The sequence below is a fragment of the Kitasatospora sp. NPDC059462 genome (assembly GCF_042749955.1).
Taxonomy (GTDB): domain Bacteria; phylum Actinomycetota; class Actinomycetes; order Streptomycetales; family Streptomycetaceae; genus Kitasatospora.
On sequence record NZ_JBHYUU010000023.1, the window covers coordinates 21,310 to 39,656 of the forward strand.

Sequence of the window (18,347 nt, forward strand, 5' to 3'; positions counted from 1 at the left end):
CCGGCCGGCGCTCAGAGCCAGCCGTCGAGGGAGGCCAGGAAACCCGCGAGGTCGTCCCGGTGGATGGTGTGGCCGGCCCCGTCCACCCGGCGGACCTGGTAGCCGAGGCCGCGCAGGACCTCGGCGTCCTCGGGCCCGATCAGCCAGCTGTTGCCGGCCAGCTGCACCAGCGAGGGCACGACCGGGGCGCCCGGCAGCACGGCCCCCTCGTACAGCGAGGAGAGCGCGAACGCGGTGTCCGGGTCCCACAGGGCCAGGGTGGCCAGCTCCACGTCCACGTCGGCGGGGGCCCAGCGCGGGTTGACCATGGTGAGCTGCGCCCGGGTGGCCCGCTTGAACTGCGCGAAGACCGCCGGGTCGAACAGGCCCGGCTGGACGAACTTCCACGCCGGGTCCGAGTAGACGGCCCGGGCCGGCCGCAGCCGCTCGACGGCACGCAGCAGGACCAGCCCGCCCAGCGAGTGGCCGATGGCCAGGTCGGCGCCCTGCGGCAGGGTGTCGACCAGGTCGTCGGCGTAGCGCTCGGGGCCGTAGCGCTCCACCGGGGTCGCGCCCTCGCCGCGCGGGCTGGCGCCGTGGCCGCGCAGGTCCACGGCGATCACCCGGTAGCCGCGCTCGGCGAGCGCCGGGCCGACCGACGCCCAGCTGCGGTGGTCGGTCATGATCCCGTGGACCAGCAGCGCGACCCGGTCGCCGGACCCCCACTCACGCGTGTGCAGCTTCATCGCGCCCCCTCCCCCTCGGTGGTCAGAACCCGAGCTTGCGCAGCTGCTTCGGGTCCCGCTGCCAGTCCTTGGCGACCTTGACGTGCAGGTCCAGGAAGACCGGGGTGCCGAGCAGCGCCTCGATGTGCTTGCGGGCGGTGGTGCCGACGTGCTTGAGCCGGGCGCCCTTGGCCCCGATCACGATGGCCTTCTGGCTCTGCCGCTCGATGTAGACGTTGGCGTGGATGTCGAGCAGCGGCCGGTCCGCCGGGCGGCCCTCGCGCGGCAGCATCTCCTCGACCACGACGGCCAGCGAGTGCGGCAGCTCGTCGCGCACGCCCTCCAGGGCGGCCTCGCGGATCAGCTCGGCCACCATGATCTGCTCGGGCTCGTCGGTGAGGTCGCCGTCCGGGTAGAGCGGCATGCCCTCCGGCAGCAGCTTGCTGATCAGCTCGCCGACCAGCTCGACCTGCTTGTCGCCCACGGCGGAGACCGGGATGATCTCGGCCCACTCGATGCCCAGCTCGGCACCGAGCTGGTGGACGGCGATCAGCTGCTCGGCGAGCCGCTTGGAGTCGACCAGGTCGGTCTTGGTGACGATGGCCACCTTGGGGGTCTTCTTGATCTCGGCGAGTTCCTTGGCGATGAACTTGTCGCCGGGGCCGAGCTTCTGGTCGGCGGGCAGGCAGAAGCCGATCACGTCGACCTCGGCCCAGGTGCTGCGCACCAGGTCGTTGAGGCGCTCGCCGAGCAGGGTGCGCGGCTTGTGCAGGCCGGGGGTGTCCACCAGCACCAGCTGGGCGTCCGGGCGGTGCACGATGCCGCGGACGGTGTGCCGGGTGGTCTGCGGGCGGTCGGAGGTGATCGCGACCTTCGTCCCCACCAGAGCGTTGGTCAGGGTCGACTTGCCCGCGTTGGGCCGGCCGACGAAGCACGCGAAGCCGGAGCGGTACGAGGAGGAAGGGGCATTCATGGGCTCCATTCTCCCTGATCACCCCCGCCGGGACGGACACCGCCCGTCCGGTCCCTCACTTCTTCCCCCCGAACACCGCGCCCAGGCCCCAGCCGAGGACGAGCAGCAGGAAGGAGACCGAGCCCCAGAGCCAGAACGGCGACCCGGTCTCCTGCCACTTGCCCATGCCCATCACGCCCAGCAGCAGCCCCGCGAAGAACGCGAACGGCCCCATCGCCCAGCCCCCTCACCGCGCCGTCCCACCGCGCCGTCTCCCCGCCCGTCCCCGGTGAGATTATCCGCCACGCCCGAGGGGCCCGGAACGCGCCGGTGCCCGGGGCGTGAACCCCGGGCACCGTACGGACCGCGTGCGCTCAGCGGGCCCCGACCGCGACGCGCAGCGCCCCGTCCGGGCCGGCCAGCAGCAGCGGGGTGCCGGCCCCGCCGAGGTCCCGCACCGCCGCCAGGTCGGCCTCCGAGGGCTGCTCCGCCTCGGTCACCACGGCCGCCGCCTCCAGCGACTTCGCGCCGCTGGCCACCGCCATCGCCACCGCCGTCTGCACCGCGCTCAGCCGCAGCGACTCCAGCGCGACCGTCCCGGCCACGTAGGTGCGGCCGGTCTCGTCACGCACCGCGGCCCCCTCCGCCACGCCGTTGCGGGCGCGGGCGGAGCGGGCCAGGGTGATGATCTTCTTGTCTTCGGGGTCCAGCTCGACGATGTCACTCATGCCCAGGAGCATAGGCCCCGGCGGGGCGCCCGGGCGGCGCTCCTCAGTGCCCGATCGGGTTGGGCGGTCCGGGCCGCATCACCTTCACGAAGGTCTTGGGACCGGTCGGCAGCGCCCCCTCCTCCCCGGTGCGCTTGCGCCAGTACGGGTTGTCGTGCGGCAGGTGGCTGCTGACCCGCCCGTACATCCCGAACGCGGTGATCACCACGCCGAAGGCGAAGGCGAAGATCACGTTGTGGATGCCGAAGTTCAGGATGTTGGCGTCCGGCCGTTCGAGCACCGTCAGCCCGTAGAACCCGGAGAGGATGAACAGCGCGCCGGCCGCCATGTTCAGGTTGGCGGCGAAGTTCCCGCCGATGACCGCCCCGATCACCAGGATCCCGCCCACCACGATGGACAGGATGCTCAGCGCCCCGTTGGTGGACATCCCGGCGATCTCGTTGCCCTGGGTGGACAGGAAGCCCGGGTGGTCGGCCAGCCCCAGGCAGCCGAACACGATCAGGAAGATCCCGCCGAGCCCCGCCCCGATCCGCCAGACCAGCACCAGTTTGTGGTCGACGGGCAGTTCGTCTTGCAGCTTCATGGCGACCTCCGAGGTGGCCGAAACGCCTGGCTAGCTGTAGGGGTGGCTGCCCTGCATGTGCGGCACCTCATGCATGTACAGCGAGCCGCACTGCTGGCAACCCCGCAGGCCGGTCCCCCACTCCTGCTCCGGCCTGGTCTCGGCCTCGGCGGGAATGGTCCGGCCGCACAGTGCGAGCGCCGGGTCCCTGTCCCGCACGACGTGCCAGACCTTCACCCCGCCCGCCGTCCCCTGCGGGCCGTACTCCGCGCGAAGTTGGTGCGTCATGCCTCCCATGGTCGCCCCGCGGGCACCCGACCGCTACTCGCCGCCCTCCCGGGCCGCCCGCACCTCGGCCCGCACCGGGGCGGCGACCACGGAACCGATCCGGTTGCGGCGCCCGGCCGAGCTCTCGGCGGTCAGCCGGATCGCGGTCAGCCCGCCCGGCACCTCCTCCGGCACCGGGATCTCGCAGGACGACCCCGGGATCGGGACCCGGCCCAGGTGCTTGGCCAGCAGGCCGCCGACCGTCTCGACGTCCTCGTCCTCCAGCTCGATCCCGAACAGTTCGCCGAGGTCCTCCACCAGCAGCCGCGCGGTGATCCGGTAGGAGCCGTCCCCGAGGTCCTCCACCGGGGGGATCTCCCGGTCGTACTCGTCGGTGATCTCGCCGACGATCTCCTCCAGGATGTCCTCGATGGTGACCAGTCCGGCCGTGCCGCCGTACTCGTCGATCACGATCGCCACGTGTGAGCGCATCTGCTGCATCTCGCGCAGCAGGTCGGCGGCCGGCTTGGAGTCCGGGACGAACACCGCCGGGCGCAGCACGGCGCCCACCTCGTCGGCCTCCGAGTCCCGGTTGATGTGGGTGCGGCGCACCAGGTCCTTGAGGTAGACGATGCCGACCACGTCGTCCTCGTTGTCGCCGACCACCGGGATCCGCGAGAAGCCCGAGCGCAGCGCCAGGGTCAGCGCCTGCCGCACGGTCTTGTGCCGCTCGATCATCACCAGGTCGGTGCGCGGCACCATCACCTCGCGCACGATGGTGTCGCCCAGCTCGAAGACCGAGTGCACCATGCGGCGCTCCTCGTCCTCGATGACGTCGTTCTTCTCCGCGAGGTCGACCAGGGCCCGCAGCTCCGCCTCGGAGGCGAACGGGCCCTCCTTGTAGCCCTTGCCCGGGGTCAGCGCGTTGCCGAGCAGGATCAGCAGCCGCGGGATCGGGCCGAGGATCCGGGCCAGCGGCAGCAGCACGAAGGAGGCCGCGGTGGCGGTGGTCAGCGGGTGCTGGCGGCCGATCGTGCGCGGCGAGACGCCCACCGCCACGAAGGACACCAGCACCATCACGCCGAACGCCAGCAGCACGGCCTGCCAGGTCGTGTCGATGGTGCGCACGCACACCACGGTGACCAGGACCGCCGCCGCCATCTCGCTGGCCACCCGGATCAGGGTGGCCAGGTTGAGGTAGCGGATCGGGTCGGTGGCCAGCGCCAGCAGCCGGGCCGAGCCCTTGCGCCCGGAGCGCACGGCCTCCTCCGCCCGGAACCGGGAGACCCGGGAGATGCCCGCCTCGGCGCACGCGGCCAGCCAGCCGAGCACGACGAGCAGGACGGCACCGAGGATGAAACTCGTACTCTCACCACTCACAGGGGTTCGGGCTCCGCGCTCAGTGGGTGGTGGGGGCCGGCGAGATGCCGCCGAGGCCCCGCTCGGCCCGCCAGCCGTCGAGGATCGCCTTCTGGAGGCCGAACATCTCGGCCTCCTCGTCCGGCTCCTCGTGGTCGTAGCCGAGCACGTGCAGCACGCCGTGCACGGTGAGCAGCTGCAGCTCCTCGTCCATCGAGTGCTTCGACGGGGCGGCCTTGCCCTGCTGCTCGGCGACCTCGGGGCAGAGCACGATGTCGCCGAGCAGGCCCTGCGGCAGTTCCTCGCCCTCCTTGCCGGGGCGCAGCTCGTCCATCGGGAAGGACATCACGTCCGTCGGGCCCGGGAGGTCCATCCACTGGATGTGCAGCTCCTCCATCGCCGCCCCGTCCACCAGGATCACGGACAGTTCGGACTGCGGGTGGATCCGCATCTTGTCCAGTGCGTAGCGGGCGACGGCGAGGACGGACTCCTCGTCGACGTCCCAACCGGACTCGTTGGCGATGTCGATCGACATGAGGGGCTGGTTACTCAGCTTTCGGTGCGGTGGGACTGTCGGGGTGCGCGCGAGCCGCGCCGCTGGGCGGGCTTGACCGGGAGCCTGCGCTCGTCGGTCTCCTGGGCCTCCTGGCGGGCGTCCCAGCGCTCGTACGCGTCCACGATCCGGCCGACCAGCTTGTGGCGGACCACGTCGGTGCTGGTGAGGACGGAGAAGTGGATGTCGGGCACGTCGACCAGGATCTCCTGGACGACCTTGAGGCCGCTGCGGGTGCCGCCCGGGAGGTCGATCTGGCTGGTGTCGCCGGTGACGACCACCCGGGAGTTGAACCCGAGGCGGGTGAGGAACATCTTCATCTGCTCGGGCGAGGTGTTCTGGGCCTCGTCGAGGATGATGAAGGCGTCGTTGAGGGTGCGGCCGCGCATGTAGGCGAGCGGCGCGACCTCGATGGTCCCGGCGGCCATCAGGCGCGGGATGGAGTCCGGGTCCATCATGTCGTGCAGCGCGTCGTACAGCGGGCGCAGGTACGGGTCGATCTTCTCGTAGAGGGTGCCGGGCAGGAAGCCCAGCCGCTCCCCCGCCTCGACGGCCGGGCGGGTCAGGATGATCCGGTTGACCTCCTTGGCCTGCAGGGCCTGGACGGCCTTGGCCATCGCGAGGTAGGTCTTTCCGGTGCCGGCCGGGCCGAGGCCGAAGACGATCGTGTGCTTGTCGATCGCGTCGACGTAGCGCTGCTGGTTGAGGGTCTTGGGACGGATGGTCCGGCCCCGGTTGGACAGGATGTTCGCGGTGAACACCTGCGACGGGGCCGGGCTGTCGGGGTCGTCCGCGGCACCGCGGAGCATGGCGATGGAGCGCTCCACGGCGTCCTCCGTCAGGGGTTGGCCGGTGCGCAGCACCAGCATCATCTCGCTGAACAGCTGCTTGACGAGGGCCACCTCGGCGCGCGCGCCGGTCGCGGTCACCTCGTTGCCGCGGACGTGGATGTCGGCGGCGGGGAAGCCCTGCTCGATCACCCGCAGCAGCGAATCGGCGGCGCCCAGCAGGGTGACCATCGGATGCTTCTCGGGGATGACGATCCGGGCGCTGACGCGGCCGTCGTCGGCCGGCTCGGGGCGCGGCTGTCCGTTGGTACGGGTCTGCGATGTGTCACTCATAGGTCGGCGCTGGGGCCTGCCTCATCCCATCCGTGTGTCGTGGTGCCGCTGGGTCTCTCCGGGGCACCAGGGTACGCCGCGCACGTGATCGACGCGGCGGGCGGCGGGGCCGCACCCGACGATGCTGCGGCAGACCGCCCGGGTGGCGCGAACTGTTTTCCGCGGCGTCCGGGCGCCGGGCCCGCGCCGGGGCGCCGCGGTCACCCGTGCCGGGGCGGTACTGGTACCCGGGCGAGGTCCTCGGCAAGCACGATCGGGCCGTCGAAGTGCTTGCGGGCGTCGGCCAGGTGCCGGCCGAGGTCCGGGTAGCGCTGGGAGAAGTGGGTCAGCACCAGGGTGCGGGCGCCCGCCTCGGCGGCGACCTTGCCGGCCTGGCCGGCGGTGAGGTGGCCGTGCTCCTCGGCGAGCCGGGCGTCGGCGTCGGTGAAGGTGGCCTCGACGACCAGCAGGTCGGCTCCCTCGGCGAGCTCGTGCACGCCCTCGCAGAGCCGGGTGTCCATGACGAAGGCGAACCGCTGTCCGGGCCGGGGCTCGCTGACCTCGTCCAGGGTGACCCGCCGGCCGGCCGCCCCGATCGCGCCCTGGCGCTGGAGCCGGCCGACGTCCGGGCCGCCGATGCCCAGGGCGGCCAGCCGTTCGGGCACCAGCCGGCGGCCGTCCGGCTCGCGCAGCCGGTAGCCGAAGGACTCGACCGGGTGGGAGAGCCGGACGGCGTCGAGCGCGAAGCGAGCGCCGGGCGCCTCCAGCGGGCCGGGCTCCTCGATCGGGCGGGGCCGCAGCACGGCCGTCTCGTGGAAGGCGGTGGCGTGGCGCAGCCGCTCGAAGTACACCTCGCCGGAGGCCGGGAAGTAGACGTCCACCGGGTGCGGGACGCGGTCGAGGTTGATCCGCTGGATCACCCCGGCCAGGCCCAGGCTGTGGTCGCCGTGGAAGTGCGTGACGGCGATCCGGGTGAGCTGGGTGGCCGAGACCCCGGCGCGCAGCATCTGGCGCTGGGTGCCCTCGCCGGGGTCGAACAGCAGGCCCTCGCCGTCCCAGCGCAGCAGGTAGCCGTTGTGGTTGCGGTGCCGGGTCGGCACCTGGCTGGCGGTGCCGAGGACGACGAGTTCGCGCTGGGACACCGGGTCAGACCATGTCCTCGGTCATCGTCCGGCCGCCGAGCACGTGGACGTGGGCGTGGAAGACCGTCTGCCCGGCACCGGCGCCGGTGTTGAAGATCAGCCGGTAGTCCTGGACGCCCTCGTCGGCGGCGACCCGGCCGGCCTCGGCGAGCAGCTCGCCGGCGATCTCCGGCTCGTCGGCGGCCAGCGCGGCGGCGTTCGGGTAGTGGGCGTGCGGGATCACCAGGACGTGCAGCGGGGCCTTCGGCGCGATGTCCCGGAAGGCGAGCACCCGCTCGGTCTTGCGCACCACGGTGGCCGGGATCTCGCCCGCCACGATCTTGCAGAACAGGCAGTCGGGCTGCGGCTCGCCGGCCATCGGGGTCTCCTCGCGGGGTCGGGTCGGTGCGTACGGCGGCATGCTAGCCGAGGCGGCCCCGGCGGGGGCGGGGGGACCGGGCCGCCCTCCCGCCCCGGCGCCGCCCTACCGCTGCCCGGGCAGCGGCGGCGGGGTCCTGGCCGGCCGCTCGGCGAGCGCCTCCAGGGCCAGCCGGACGCCCTCGGCGAGCTGCGGGTCCTCCCCCGCCGCCCACGCGTGCGGCGGGAACGGCACCTCGACGTCCGGGTCCACGCCGTGGTTCTCCAGGCCCCAGCCGACCCGCTCCGACCAGAAGGCGTACTTCGGCTGGGTCACCAGGGTGCCGTCCACCAGCGAGTAGCGGCTGTCGATGCCGATCACCCCGCCCCAGGTGCGGGTGCCGACCACCGGGCCGATGCCGAGCGCCTGGATGGCCGCGTTGACGATGTCGCCGTCCGAGCCGGAGTACTCGTCGGCCAGGGCGACGACCGGCCCGCGCGGCGCGTCCTCGGGGTACGGCGAGGGGCTGGCGACGTCCCGGGCGACGCCCCAGCCGATGATCCGCCGGGACAGCTTCTCGATCACCAGCTGCGAGGTGTGCCCGCCCCGGTTGCCCCGGATGTCGACGATCACGCCCTCCCGGGCCATCTCCGAGCGCAGGTCGCGGTGGATCTGCGCCCAGCCGGTGGTCTGCATGTCGGGGATGTGCAGGTAGCCGAGCCGGCCCCCGGACAGCTCGCGCACGGCGGCCCGCCGCCCGGCCACCCAGTCGTGGTAGCGCAGCGCCTCGTCGTCGGCGAGCGGGACGACCACCGGGTGGCGCCGGTCGGTGCCGTCCTTGCCGGCCACGGTCAGTTCGACCGGCTGCCCGGCGGTGCCCGCCAGCAGCGGCGCCGGGCCGGTCAGCGGGTCCACCGGGCGGCCGTTGACCGCGAGGACCGCGTCCCCCGGGCGGACGGCCACCCCCGGCGCGGCCAGCGGCGAGTGCGCCCTCGGGTCCGAGGACTCGCCGGGCAGGACGCGGGCGATCCGCCACACCTCGCCGTCGCGGACCAGGTCGGCGCCGAGCAGGCCCTGCCGGCGGGCCGCCTCGGTGTGCCGGCCGGGCGGCACCACGTACGCGTGGGAGGTGCCCAGCTCGCCGTGCACCTCCCAGAGCAGGTCCACCAGGTCGTCGTGCGAGCCGAGCCGCTCCACCAGCGGGCGGTAGCGGGCCAGCACCCCGGCCCAGTCCACCCCGGAGAGGTCCGGGTGCCAGAAGTTGTCCCGCATCAGGCGGCCGTTCTCGTCGAACATCTGCCGCCACTCGGCCGCCGGGTCGACGGTCACCCGCAGCCGGGCCAGGTCGACGTCGATCTCGTCGTCCTCGCCGGACGCCTTGTGGCCGGCCGGCAGGATCCGCAGCTCATCCTCGTCCAGCACGGCCAGCCGGGTGCCGTCGCCGCTCACCGCGAACGCGTCCAGGCCGTCCACCAGCTGCTCGGCCCGGCGCTTGCGGAAGTCGAAGCGCTCCAGGGCCGGGCGCGGGCGCTCGTCGTCGAGCGAGGCCGCGTCGTCGCCCAGCTCGCCGACCAGCGGGACGCGCGTCCACAGCACGCCGTCCTTGGCGGCCCGCAGGGTGCCGAAGCGGCCGCCCTCCACCGGGAACGGCACGATCCGGTCGGCGATGCCCGCCAGGTCGACCCTGGTCACCGGCGGCGCGTCGGCCCCGCCCTCCTCGCCGCCGTCCCGCTTGCCCCGGGGCTCGTCGTCCTCGCCGCCGACCGGGCGCCCGGCCCGGCTCGGCCCGAACGGGGACGGCGTGTCGGCGGCCAGGGTGATCAGGTACGGGCGGCAGCCGTTGGGGAACGACAGGTCGAAGACGTGCGAGTCGTACACCGGGTCGAAGTTGCGCATCGAGAGGAACGCCAGGTGCCGGCCGTCCGCGGTGAACGCCGGCGAGGTGTCGATGAACCGCTGCGGGGTCGCCTCGGAGACCGTCCGGGTGGCCAGGTTCGCCAGCACGATCTGGCGCAGCGACCACGGCCCGAGGGCCGGCTGCGACCAGGCCAGCCACGCCGAGTCGGGGCTGAACGCCAGCCCGCTGACCTCACCGTCCGTGCTGTGCGCCAGCTCGTGCACGGATCCGTCGGCCAGCGAGACCAGCAGCACCCGGCCGTCGTGCGCGCCGACCGCCAGCTGCTTGCCGTCCGGCGACACCACCAGGGCGCGGACCCGTCCCAGCAGCCCGGCGGCCAGCCGGCGGCGCTCGGTGCCGAGCACGGCGGGCGCGTACTCGACCGCGTCCTCGCCCTCGGCGTCGGTCACCCAGACCACGCCCTGCGCGGCGTCCTCGCCCGCCGCGCCCGGCACCACCCGGGCCAGGCGGGCCCGCACGCCCGGTGTCTCGTCCAGCACCCGGGCCGGGCCCTCCCGGTGGGCCAGCCAGTGCACGGTGCCGCGCACCACCACCGCGCCGGCCCGGCCGGTGCGGTCCGGGGCGGCGCCCTCCAGCCAGTACGCGGCGGACACCGGGCGGGGGCGGCGGCCGGTGCGGGGGCCGCCCAGCCGCACGTCGAGCCGGCGCGGCCCGGCGCCGGCCAGGTCGTCCAGCAGCCACAGCCCGCCGGCACTGTGCCAGACCACCCGGGCGCCGTCGGTGGCGGCGTCGCGGGCGTAGAAGCCCTCCGGGGAGATGCCGTGGCGGCGCAGGCCGGAGCCGTCCGGGAGGCTGGAGTACAGCGCGCCGACGCCCTCGTGGTCGGAGAGGAACGCGATGCGCCCGCCCACCCACAGCGGCGACTCGATGTTGCCGGCCAGGTCCTCGTGGACGCGCTCGAAGCGCTCGGCGCCGATCCACAGCTTCCCGGCCCGCCCGCCCCGGTACCGCTTCCACCAGGCCGGTTCCATGCCGAACGCGGAGACCAGCAGCACCCGCCCGCCGCCCGGCTCGAAGGCCAGCCCGCCGACCGGGCCGTAGGGCAGCCGCACCGGCTCGCCGCCGTCCGGCGGCACGGCGTGCGCCCAGGTGCGGCGCAGCGAGGCCTGCCCGGCGGCGGTGGTGGCGATCGGCCGGCCGTCCGCCGTCCAGCCGCGCAGCTGGGTCTGCGCGTCGCCCCAGTGGGTGAGGCGGCGCGACGGGCCGCCGTCCACCGGCGCGAGGTGCACCTCGGGGGCGCCGTCCCGGGCCGAGGTGAACGCGACGTACCGGCCGTCCGGGGAGAAGCGGGGGCGGCGGACCGGGACGTGATCGGCCGTCAGCCGCCAGGCCCGGCCGCCGTCCAGCGGGGCGAGCCACACGTCGTTCTCGGCCACGAAGGTGATCAGGTCGCCGTGCAGGTGCGGGTGGCGCAGATAGGCGCCCACGGAGGTGCTCTCGGGTTCGCTCACACCCGTCACCCTGGCACGGGGCCGCTCCCCCGCGCCCGGACTTTGCCGACCACGGCCCCCTGCGGGGGAGGTCCTGCTACGACCAGCGGCCGGTGCGGCCCAGCAGCAGCGCGCCGGCCGCCACCCCGGCGGTGGAGGTGCGCAGCACCGACGGGCCGAGCCGGTACGGCTTCGCGCCGTCCTCGGCGAAGGCGGCCAGCTCCTCCGGGGAGACCCCGCCCTCCGGGCCGACCACCAGCACCAGGTCCCCGGTGTCCGGGAGGGCCGCGCCGGCCAGCGGCTCGGCGCCCTCCTCGTGCAGCACGGCCGCGAACGCGGCGCCGGCCAGCACCGGGACCAGCTGCCGGGTGGTCATCACGTCGCGGATCACGGGGAAGCGCAGCCGGCGGGACTGCTTGCCGGCCTCCCGCGCGGTGGCCCGCCACTTGGCGAGCGCCTTGCCGCCGCGCTCGCCCTTCCACTGGGTGATGCAGCGCGACGCCGCCCAGGGGATCACCACGTCCACGCCGACCTCGGTCATGGTCTCCACGGCCAGCTCGCCCCGGTCGCCCTTGGGCAGCGCCTGGACGACGACGATCCGCGGCGCCGGCTCCGGCTCGCGGCGCACCGCCGCCACCGTCACCTCGATCGCGTCCTTGCCGAGCACCGCCGCGACGGTGCCGTCCACGCCCAGGCCGAGGCCGTCCGTCAGGGTGACCGCCTCGCCCGGCTGCAGCCGCTTCACCGCGGCGGCGTGCCGGCCCTCCGGCCCGTCCAGCAGCACCGGCGCGCCGGGCTCGACGGCGGAGATCCGCTCGGTCTCGGCGACGAACACGGGCGCGGTCATGCGGGGAACCTCCGGGGTGGGAAGGGGAACGGGAACGCGAAAGGGGTGCCGAGGAAGCCTCGGCACCCCCGCGCGGGACGGCTACCGGCCGTTGAAGGCGTCCTTCAGCCGGGAGAACAGCCCCTGCTGCCCGGGCGCGAACTGGCCGGAGGGCCGTTCCTCGCCGCGCAGCACCGCCAGGCGGCGCAGCAGGTCCTCCTGCTCGGCGTCGAGCTTGGTGGGCGTCTGCACCTCGACATGCACTATCAGGTCGCCCCGGCCGCCGCCGCGCAGGTGGGTGATGCCCCGGCCGTGCAGCGGGATGGACTGGCCGGACTGGGTGCCGGGCCGGATGTCGACCTCCTCCACCCCGTCCAGGGTCTGCAGCGGCACCTGGGTGCCGAGCGCGGCCGCCGTCATCGGGATGGTGACGGTGCAGTGCAGGTCGTCGCCGCGCCGCTGGAACACCGCGTGGGTGGTCTCGGCGATCTCGACGTACAGGTCGCCGGCCGGGCCGCCGCCGGGGCCGACCTCGCCCTCGCCGGCCAGCTGGATGCGGGTGCCGTTGTCGACACCGGCGGGGATCTTCACGGTCAGGGTGCGGCGGGCGCGGACCCGGCCGTCGCCGGCGCACTCCGGGCACGGGGTCGGCACGACGGTGCCGAAGCCCTGGCACTGCGGGCAGGGGCGGGAGGTCATGACCTGGCCCAGGAAGGACCGGGTGACCTGGGAGACCTCGCCCTTGCCGCGGCACATGTCACAGGTCTGCGCGGAGGTGCCGGGCGCGGCGCCCTCGCCGCTGCAGGTGGTGCAGGTGACGGCGGTGTCGACCTGGAGTTCCTTGGTGGTGCCGAACGCGGCCTCCTCCAGGGTGATCTCCAGGCGGATCATGGCGTCCTGGCCGCGCCGGGTCCGCGAACGCGGGCCGCGCTGGCCGGAGGCGGCGCCGAAGAAGGCGTCCATGATGTCGGAGAAGCCGAAGCCGGCCGCGCCCGCGCCGAAGCCGCCCGCCCCGCCGCCCCCGCCGTTGGGCGAGAGGGGGTCGCCGCCGAGGTCGTAGACCTGGCGCTTCTGCGGGTCGGAGAGCACCTCGTAGGCGGCGTTGATCTCCTTGAACCGCTCCTGCGTCTTCGGGTCCGGGTTGACGTCCGGGTGCAGTTCGCGTGCCAGGCGCCGGAACGCCTTCTTGATCTCGTCCTGCCCCGCATCCCGTCGGACGCCGAGTACCGCGTAGTAGTCCGTGGCCACCAAATGCTCCGCTTGTTCCGCCTGTAAGAGTGCTTGCGACTTCGGACCGTCAGAATTCTAACGGTCCGTACCTACGACTCGGCCAGGATCTGGCCGACGTACCGTGCCACCGCTCGCACCGCCCCCATTGTGCCCGGATAGTCCATCCGGGTCGGACCGATCACACCCAGTTTGGCCACGCTCTCGTCGCCCGAACCGTAACCGACCGAGACGACCGACGTGGAATTCAGCCCCTCGTAGGCGTTCTCGCGGCCGATCCGGACCGTCATCCCGGCGTCCGCGGTCTCACCCAGGAGGCGGAGCAGGACGACCTGCTCCTCCAGTGCCTCCAGCACCGGCTGGATGGTCAGCGGGAAGTCGTGGCCGAAACGGGTCAGGTTGGCCGTGCCGGCCAGCATGATCCGCTCCTCGCTCTGCTCGGCGAGCGTCTCGAAGAGCGTCGCCAGCACCGTCGTCACGGTCGGCCGGTCGGCCGCCTCGAACAGTGCGGGCAGTTCCTCCAGCAGCCCGGGGACGTCGGGCAGGCGCTGGCCGGCGGCCCGCGCGTTGACCCGGGCCCGCAGGTCCGCCAGCAGGGTCTCGCCGACCGTGCCGGGGCAGTCCACCAGCCGCTGCTCGACCCGGCCGGTGTTGGTGATCAGCACCAGCATCACCTTCGCCGGGGCCAGCGCGACCAGCTCGATGTGCCGCACCGTGGAGCGGCTCAGCGAGGGGTACTGCACGACCGCGACCTGGCGGGTCAGCTGGGCCAGCAGCCGCACGGTGCGGGCGACCACGTCGTCGAGGTCCACCGCGCCGTCCAGGAAGTGCCGGATCGCCCGCCGCTCGGGCGCGCTCATCGGCTTGACCTCGGCCAGCTTGTCGACGAACAGCCGGTAGCCCTTGTCGGTGGGGATGCGCCCGGCGCTGGTGTGCGGCTGGTGGATGTAGCCCTCCTCCTCCAGTGCGGCCATGTCGTTGCGGACGGTGGCCGGGGAGACCCCGAGGTTGTGGCGGTCCACCAGGGCCTTGGAGCCCACCGGCTCCTCCGTCCCCACGTAGTCCTGGACGATCGCGCGAAGCACCGCGAGCTTGCGGTCGTCGAGCTGACGGACCTCACCGGCCATGGGGCACGCACCTCCGTCTTCACGCGTTGTCCGTTGTGACACGCCCTTGGGGCATGTGTCCGCATTCGAGCTGTCCGGGCCGGCCCCGCAGGGCCCCGGCTTTGGCACTCCGACCATCCGAGTGCCAGAACCGTACCTGCCAGTGTAAGGCCCGGGTCCGACGGCAGGAACGGTCCGGCCGGGGTGATCCTGCCCGCAGTCCGGCGGCACGCGGATGATGCCGCGGGCCCGCCCGGGTGGCAGCATCGAAAGCGGACGGCGAACGGAGGAACAGCGATGTCGACCTCGGGCCAGCACACCCGTTTCGCCCCCGACCGCGGCCTGACCGGCCGGATGGTGGGGACGATGTTCCTGATCGGGCTCCTGTACGTCGGATTCACCGGGCTGCTGATCGCCCTGCTGCGCGGCGCCTGGCCGATCATCGTCCTGATCTCCGGCGGCCTGTTCGTCGCCCAGTTCTGGTTCAGCGACAAGATCACCGAACGGGCCATGGGCGCCCACCCGGTCACCCCGGAGCAGTACCCGCAGCTGCACGGCGCCGTCGACCGGCTCTGCGCGCTCGCCGACATGCCCAAACCCCGGGTCGCCGTCGCCCGCAACGACATGCCGAACGCCTTCGCCACCGGCCGCAACCCGCAGAAGGCGGTGGTCTGCGTCACCACCGGGCTGCTGCGCCGCCTGGAGCCGGAGGAACTGGAGGGCGTGCTCGCCCACGAGCTGTCGCACGTCGCCCACCGGGACGTCGCCGTGATGACGGTGGCCGGCTTCCTCGGGGTGCTGGCCGGCGCGATGACCAGGATCGCCGTGTACGGCGGCTTCATGGGCGGCGGGCGCAACAGCAACGACTCCAACGCCGCGATCGTCGCGCTGGTCATCCCGCTGGTGTCGATCGCCGTCTACGCGATCAGCTTCCTGCTCACCCGGCTGCTCTCCCGCTACCGCGAGCTGGCCGCCGACCGGGCCGCCGCCCAGCTCACCGGCCGGCCCAGCGCACTGGCCTCCGCGCTCACCAAGGTGACCGGCCAGATCGCCGCCATCCCGACCAAGGACCTGCGCCAGGCGCAGCCCTACAACGCCTTCTACTTCGCCCCCGCGCTGAGCGCCCGGGAGGCCGCCGCCCAGCTGTTCTCCACCCACCCGACCCTGGAGCAGCGGCTGGCCCAGCTCGCGAAGATCTCCGAGCGGCTCGGCCGCTGACGCCCCCGCGCCTGCCCCGCCCCCGCCCCCGCCCGCCGCTACCGGAAGGACCGCCGTGGGAATCCTGGACGCGTTGTTCGGCCGCACCAAGCCCGTCAGACCCGACCTCGACCAGCTGTTCGGGGTGCCGTCCGCCGCGCTGACCCTGGAGGCCGGCGCGGGCCTGCGGCCCACCGGGCTCGGCTCGGTCTGCTTCGCCTCCGTCGAGGGCGGGGCCTTCGACGAGGTCGAACGCCAGGTCCGGGCGCTGCTGGACGCCGACACCGGGCGCGGCGGCGTCCCCGTCGAGGCGTCCAGGGACGACTACGGCTACTCCTGGCTGCTCGCCCGGCACGCCCCCGAGGAGCTGCCCGAGCTCGTCAACGACCTGCACGCGGTCAACAGCGAACTGGAGGCGAACGGCTTCGGGCCGCAGCTGCTCTGCTCGCTGGTCGGCTTCCGCGACGCCACCGGCCGCCGGCCGCTGGCCCTGGTCTACCTGTACAAGCGCGGCACCTTCTACCCGTTCGCGCCGCTGCCCGGCCGCGGGGAGAAGCGCGACAGCCCGCTGGAGCTGGAGGTCAACGCGATGCTCGGCAACGACCTGCGGCTGGAGAAGGACCTCACCCGCTGGTTCCCGGTCTGGGGCGCGCCGGGGCTGTGAGGACGCCACGCCGGGCGGCGAGGACGCCCCGGGGCGGCGAAAACCGCTGGCCGCGGCGGCCCGGGCCGCCTAGGGTCCGGCCGTGATCAACTGGACCGAGATCGAGACCGCCGAACCCACCCCCGACCTGCTCGCCGCCGTGAGCGCCGCCCTGCGCTCCCGCGACTCCGGGACCCGCGACACCCACGCCTACGAGCAGCTGTGCCGCTGGGTGCCGCTGCTCACCCCGGAGCGGCGCCTCGCCCTCGGCGACGAGATGGCCGAGCGGCTGTCCGACCCCGAGATCCAGGCCCGCACCTTCGCCCCGCTGGTCCTCGCCGAACTCGTCGACGCCGGCGCCCACCGCCCCGCCTGGCTGGACGCCTTCGCCCACTGGTACGTGACCGAGACCGACCTGCGCGGCTGGGACGCCGAACTCGGCTGGCTGCACGCCGTCGCGCACGGCGCCGACCTGCTGGGCGCGCTCGGCCGCAGCCCGCTGGTGGCCGACCCGGCGCCACTGCTGGAGCTGGCCTCGGCCCGGCTGCTCGCCCCCACCGACCACGTCCTGGACGCGATGGAGGACGACCGGCTCGGCCGCGCGGTCGGCCAGGTCCTCACCCGCCCGGAACTGACCGAGCGCCAGGCGCTGGCCTGGCTCGATCCGATCGCCGCGACCGGCCGGCGCGAGCCCGGCGTCGTCCCCGCGACCGTCTCCAACACCCTGCGCACACTGCGGGTGGTGTACCTGCTCACCGACCGCGGGGTGCGCCCGGCCCCGGGCGCCGAGCCGCTGGCGCTGCGCCATGCCGCCGCCCTGCGCGAGCGACTCGCCGAGGTCCTGGCGATCAACACGTCCTACTACCTCGGCTGACGCCTCGTAGACTCCGTGGAATGCGCAGCCGCCAGTACGGACCCGATCTGACCCCGCCGTGGAAGAAGCAGGCGCCCGCCCCGGAGGTGCCCGCGGAGCGGGACCTGGTGGTCGAGGAGGCGGCGAGCGGCTTCTGCGGGGCGGTGGTGCGCTGCGAGAAGACCGCCGAGGGCTTCACCGTCACCCTGGAGGACCGGTTCGGCAAGCACCGGGTCTTCCCGCTGGTGCCGCGCGGCTTCCTGCTGGAGGGCCGCCCGGTCACCCTGGTCCGGCCCACGGGCCCGGCCCCCGCCCGCACGCCCGGCCGCACCGCTTCCGGTTCGCTCGCCGTCCCCGGCGCCCGGGCCCGGGTGGCCCGCGAGTCGCGGATCTACGTCGAGGGCCGGCACGACGCCGAGCTGGTGGAGCGGGTCTGGGGCGACGACCTGCGGATCGAGGGCGTGGTCGTCGAGTACCTGGAGGGCGTCGACGACCTGCCCGCGATCGTCGCCGACTTCGCCCCCGGCCCGGGCCGGCGCCTCGGCGTCCTGGTCGACCACCTGCTCCCCGGCACCAAGGAGCACCGCATCGCCGCCCGGGTCACCGGCCCGCACGTGCTGGTCGTCGGCCACCCCTACATCGACGTCTGGCAGGCCGTGAAGCCCTCCTCCGTCGGCATCCCCGCCTGGCCCGACGTCCCCCGCGGCGAGGACTTCAAGCTCGGCACCTGCCGCCGCCTGCGCTGGCCCGAGGACACCCCCGCCGCGTGGAAGCGCATCCTGTCGGCGGTGAACTCCTACAAGGACCTGGAGCCCGAGCTGCTGGGCCGCGTCGAGGAGCTGATCGACTTCGTCACCCTCCCGGGTCAGGAGTAGGTCCGGAACTCCGAGGTGTCGAGAACGACGCCCAGCAGGTCCAACGGCACCGGCTCGCCGAACTTGGTGGTCCGCTCGGCCGCGTAGTCCGGCGCCCCCGAGGCCCCCGCCGGGGTCGGCTCGGTCAGCAGCACGCAGAGGCCCTTGATCGGATCGACGATCAGGTAGACGGGAACCGCGCCCTCGGCGTACAGCTCCCGTTTGGTCCGGTAGTCGCGCAGCACGCTGGTCTTCGACACGACCTCGACCACCAGCGTCACGGCCGGCGCCGGCACCAGCCGCCCGGGCCCCTCGACGGCTCCCCGCTCGATCACCACCAGATCCGGCTGCGGCTCGCTGGCGTCGGCGGGGAATGCGACGTCCTGCGTCTGGAGCCGGTGCCAGCGACTGCGCGGGACCTGGTCGACGATCGCCTCGACGATGAGGCTGTGGGCCAGGTCCGGCCCCGCCGTCATCACGATTTCCCCCCTGATGAGCTCGGCCTTGAAGCCTTCGGGGACCTCCAGGTTCTCGAAGATCCCCGTCATCCGGTCATCGATGGCGGTCATGTGCGCGCTCCCTCCGACGG

20 protein-coding genes are annotated in these 18,347 nt (G+C 73.8%); 4 read left to right on the plus strand and 16 right to left on the minus strand.

Annotation, left to right across the window (positions count from 1 at the left end):
- Positions 1-11: 11 nt before the first annotated feature.
- The 15 genes from ACFXAM_RS09305 to hrcA all read right to left on the minus strand — a co-directional run bounded on the left by ACFXAM_RS09305 (position 12) and on the right by hrcA (position 14,232).
- On the minus strand, positions 12-725 hold the full coding sequence (locus ACFXAM_RS09305) for an alpha/beta fold hydrolase (RefSeq protein WP_380289086.1): 714 nt from the start codon (positions 723-725) through the stop codon (positions 12-14).
- Between the two features lie 22 nt (positions 726-747).
- Complete coding sequence (gene era, locus ACFXAM_RS09310; protein WP_344337568.1) at positions 748-1,677, minus strand: GTPase Era; 930 nt, start codon at positions 1,675-1,677, stop codon at positions 748-750.
- 55 nt (positions 1,678-1,732) lie between these two features.
- Positions 1,733-1,891: a hypothetical protein gene (locus ACFXAM_RS09315; RefSeq protein ID WP_380289088.1), complete on the minus strand. Its 159-nt coding sequence runs from the start codon at positions 1,889-1,891 to the stop codon at positions 1,733-1,735.
- Positions 1,892-2,030: 139 nt separating this feature from the next.
- Positions 2,031-2,384 (minus strand): cytidine deaminase, encoded by a 354-nt coding sequence (locus ACFXAM_RS09320; protein WP_380289090.1) that lies wholly within the window; start codon positions 2,382-2,384, stop codon positions 2,031-2,033.
- A 43-nt stretch (positions 2,385-2,427) separates the two neighbouring features.
- The gene (locus ACFXAM_RS09325) at positions 2,428-2,967 is read right to left on the minus strand and encodes a DUF4383 domain-containing protein (protein ID WP_380289092.1); all 540 of its coding nucleotides are present in this window, start codon (positions 2,965-2,967) and stop codon (positions 2,428-2,430) included.
- Positions 2,968-2,997: 30 nt separating this feature from the next.
- A complete protein-coding gene (locus tag ACFXAM_RS09330; RefSeq protein ID WP_380289094.1) occupies positions 2,998-3,234 on the minus strand; it encodes a hypothetical protein in 237 nt (78 codons plus the stop codon).
- Positions 3,235-3,267: 33 nt separating this feature from the next.
- Positions 3,268-4,593 carry a hemolysin family protein gene (locus tag ACFXAM_RS09335; RefSeq protein ID WP_380289096.1) on the minus strand — a complete coding sequence of 442 codons (1,326 nt, stop codon included), beginning with the start codon at positions 4,591-4,593 and terminating at the stop codon, positions 3,268-3,270.
- Between the two features lie 19 nt (positions 4,594-4,612).
- Positions 4,613-5,107: an rRNA maturation RNase YbeY gene (ybeY, locus tag ACFXAM_RS09340; RefSeq protein WP_350546232.1), complete on the minus strand. Its 495-nt coding sequence runs from the start codon at positions 5,105-5,107 to the stop codon at positions 4,613-4,615.
- A 14-nt stretch (positions 5,108-5,121) separates the two neighbouring features.
- Complete coding sequence (locus ACFXAM_RS09345) at positions 5,122-6,246, minus strand: PhoH family protein (RefSeq protein ID WP_380289099.1); 1,125 nt, start codon at positions 6,244-6,246, stop codon at positions 5,122-5,124.
- Between the two features lie 200 nt (positions 6,247-6,446).
- The gene (locus ACFXAM_RS09350; protein WP_380289101.1) at positions 6,447-7,367 is read right to left on the minus strand and encodes a ribonuclease Z; all 921 of its coding nucleotides are present in this window, start codon (positions 7,365-7,367) and stop codon (positions 6,447-6,449) included.
- Between the two features lie 4 nt (positions 7,368-7,371).
- Entirely contained in the window at positions 7,372-7,725 is a 354-nt protein-coding gene (locus tag ACFXAM_RS09355; RefSeq protein ID WP_380289103.1) for a histidine triad nucleotide-binding protein, read from the minus strand.
- Between the two features lie 105 nt (positions 7,726-7,830).
- On the minus strand, positions 7,831-11,082 hold the full coding sequence (locus tag ACFXAM_RS09360) for a S41 family peptidase (RefSeq protein WP_380289105.1): 3,252 nt from the start codon (positions 11,080-11,082) through the stop codon (positions 7,831-7,833).
- A 67-nt stretch (positions 11,083-11,149) separates the two neighbouring features.
- Entirely contained in the window at positions 11,150-11,899 is a 750-nt protein-coding gene (locus ACFXAM_RS09365; RefSeq protein WP_380289107.1) for a 16S rRNA (uracil(1498)-N(3))-methyltransferase, read from the minus strand.
- Positions 11,900-11,980: 81 nt separating this feature from the next.
- A complete protein-coding gene (gene dnaJ / locus ACFXAM_RS09370) occupies positions 11,981-13,126 on the minus strand; it encodes a molecular chaperone DnaJ (RefSeq protein WP_350546220.1) in 1,146 nt (381 codons plus the stop codon).
- 71 nt (positions 13,127-13,197) lie between these two features.
- Entirely contained in the window at positions 13,198-14,232 is a 1,035-nt protein-coding gene (hrcA, locus tag ACFXAM_RS09375) for a heat-inducible transcriptional repressor HrcA (RefSeq protein ID WP_380289109.1), read from the minus strand.
- Positions 14,233-14,508: 276 nt separating this feature from the next.
- On the opposite strand from hrcA, the gene htpX reads away from it, so the two are divergent.
- The 4 genes from htpX (at position 14,509) to ACFXAM_RS09395 (ending at position 17,779) form a co-directional block, all read left to right on the plus strand.
- Positions 14,509-15,429 carry a zinc metalloprotease HtpX gene (gene htpX, locus ACFXAM_RS09380; protein ID WP_380289111.1) on the plus strand — a complete coding sequence of 307 codons (921 nt, stop codon included), beginning with the start codon at positions 14,509-14,511 and terminating at the stop codon, positions 15,427-15,429.
- Between the two features lie 55 nt (positions 15,430-15,484).
- On the plus strand, positions 15,485-16,072 hold the full coding sequence (locus ACFXAM_RS09385; RefSeq protein WP_380289113.1) for a hypothetical protein: 588 nt from the start codon (positions 15,485-15,487) through the stop codon (positions 16,070-16,072).
- 82 nt (positions 16,073-16,154) lie between these two features.
- Complete coding sequence (locus ACFXAM_RS09390; protein ID WP_380289115.1) at positions 16,155-16,925, plus strand: DUF2785 domain-containing protein; 771 nt, start codon at positions 16,155-16,157, stop codon at positions 16,923-16,925.
- Positions 16,926-16,945: 20 nt separating this feature from the next.
- Positions 16,946-17,779: a DUF3097 domain-containing protein gene (locus tag ACFXAM_RS09395; RefSeq protein ID WP_380289117.1), complete on the plus strand. Its 834-nt coding sequence runs from the start codon at positions 16,946-16,948 to the stop codon at positions 17,777-17,779.
- Here the strand turns inward: ACFXAM_RS09395 and ACFXAM_RS09400 are convergent.
- Entirely contained in the window at positions 17,770-18,327 is a 558-nt protein-coding gene (locus ACFXAM_RS09400; RefSeq protein ID WP_380289119.1) for a Uma2 family endonuclease, read from the minus strand. The two genes, ACFXAM_RS09395 and ACFXAM_RS09400, sit on opposite strands and share 10 nt — an antisense overlap.
- Positions 18,328-18,347: the final 20 nt, after the last annotated feature.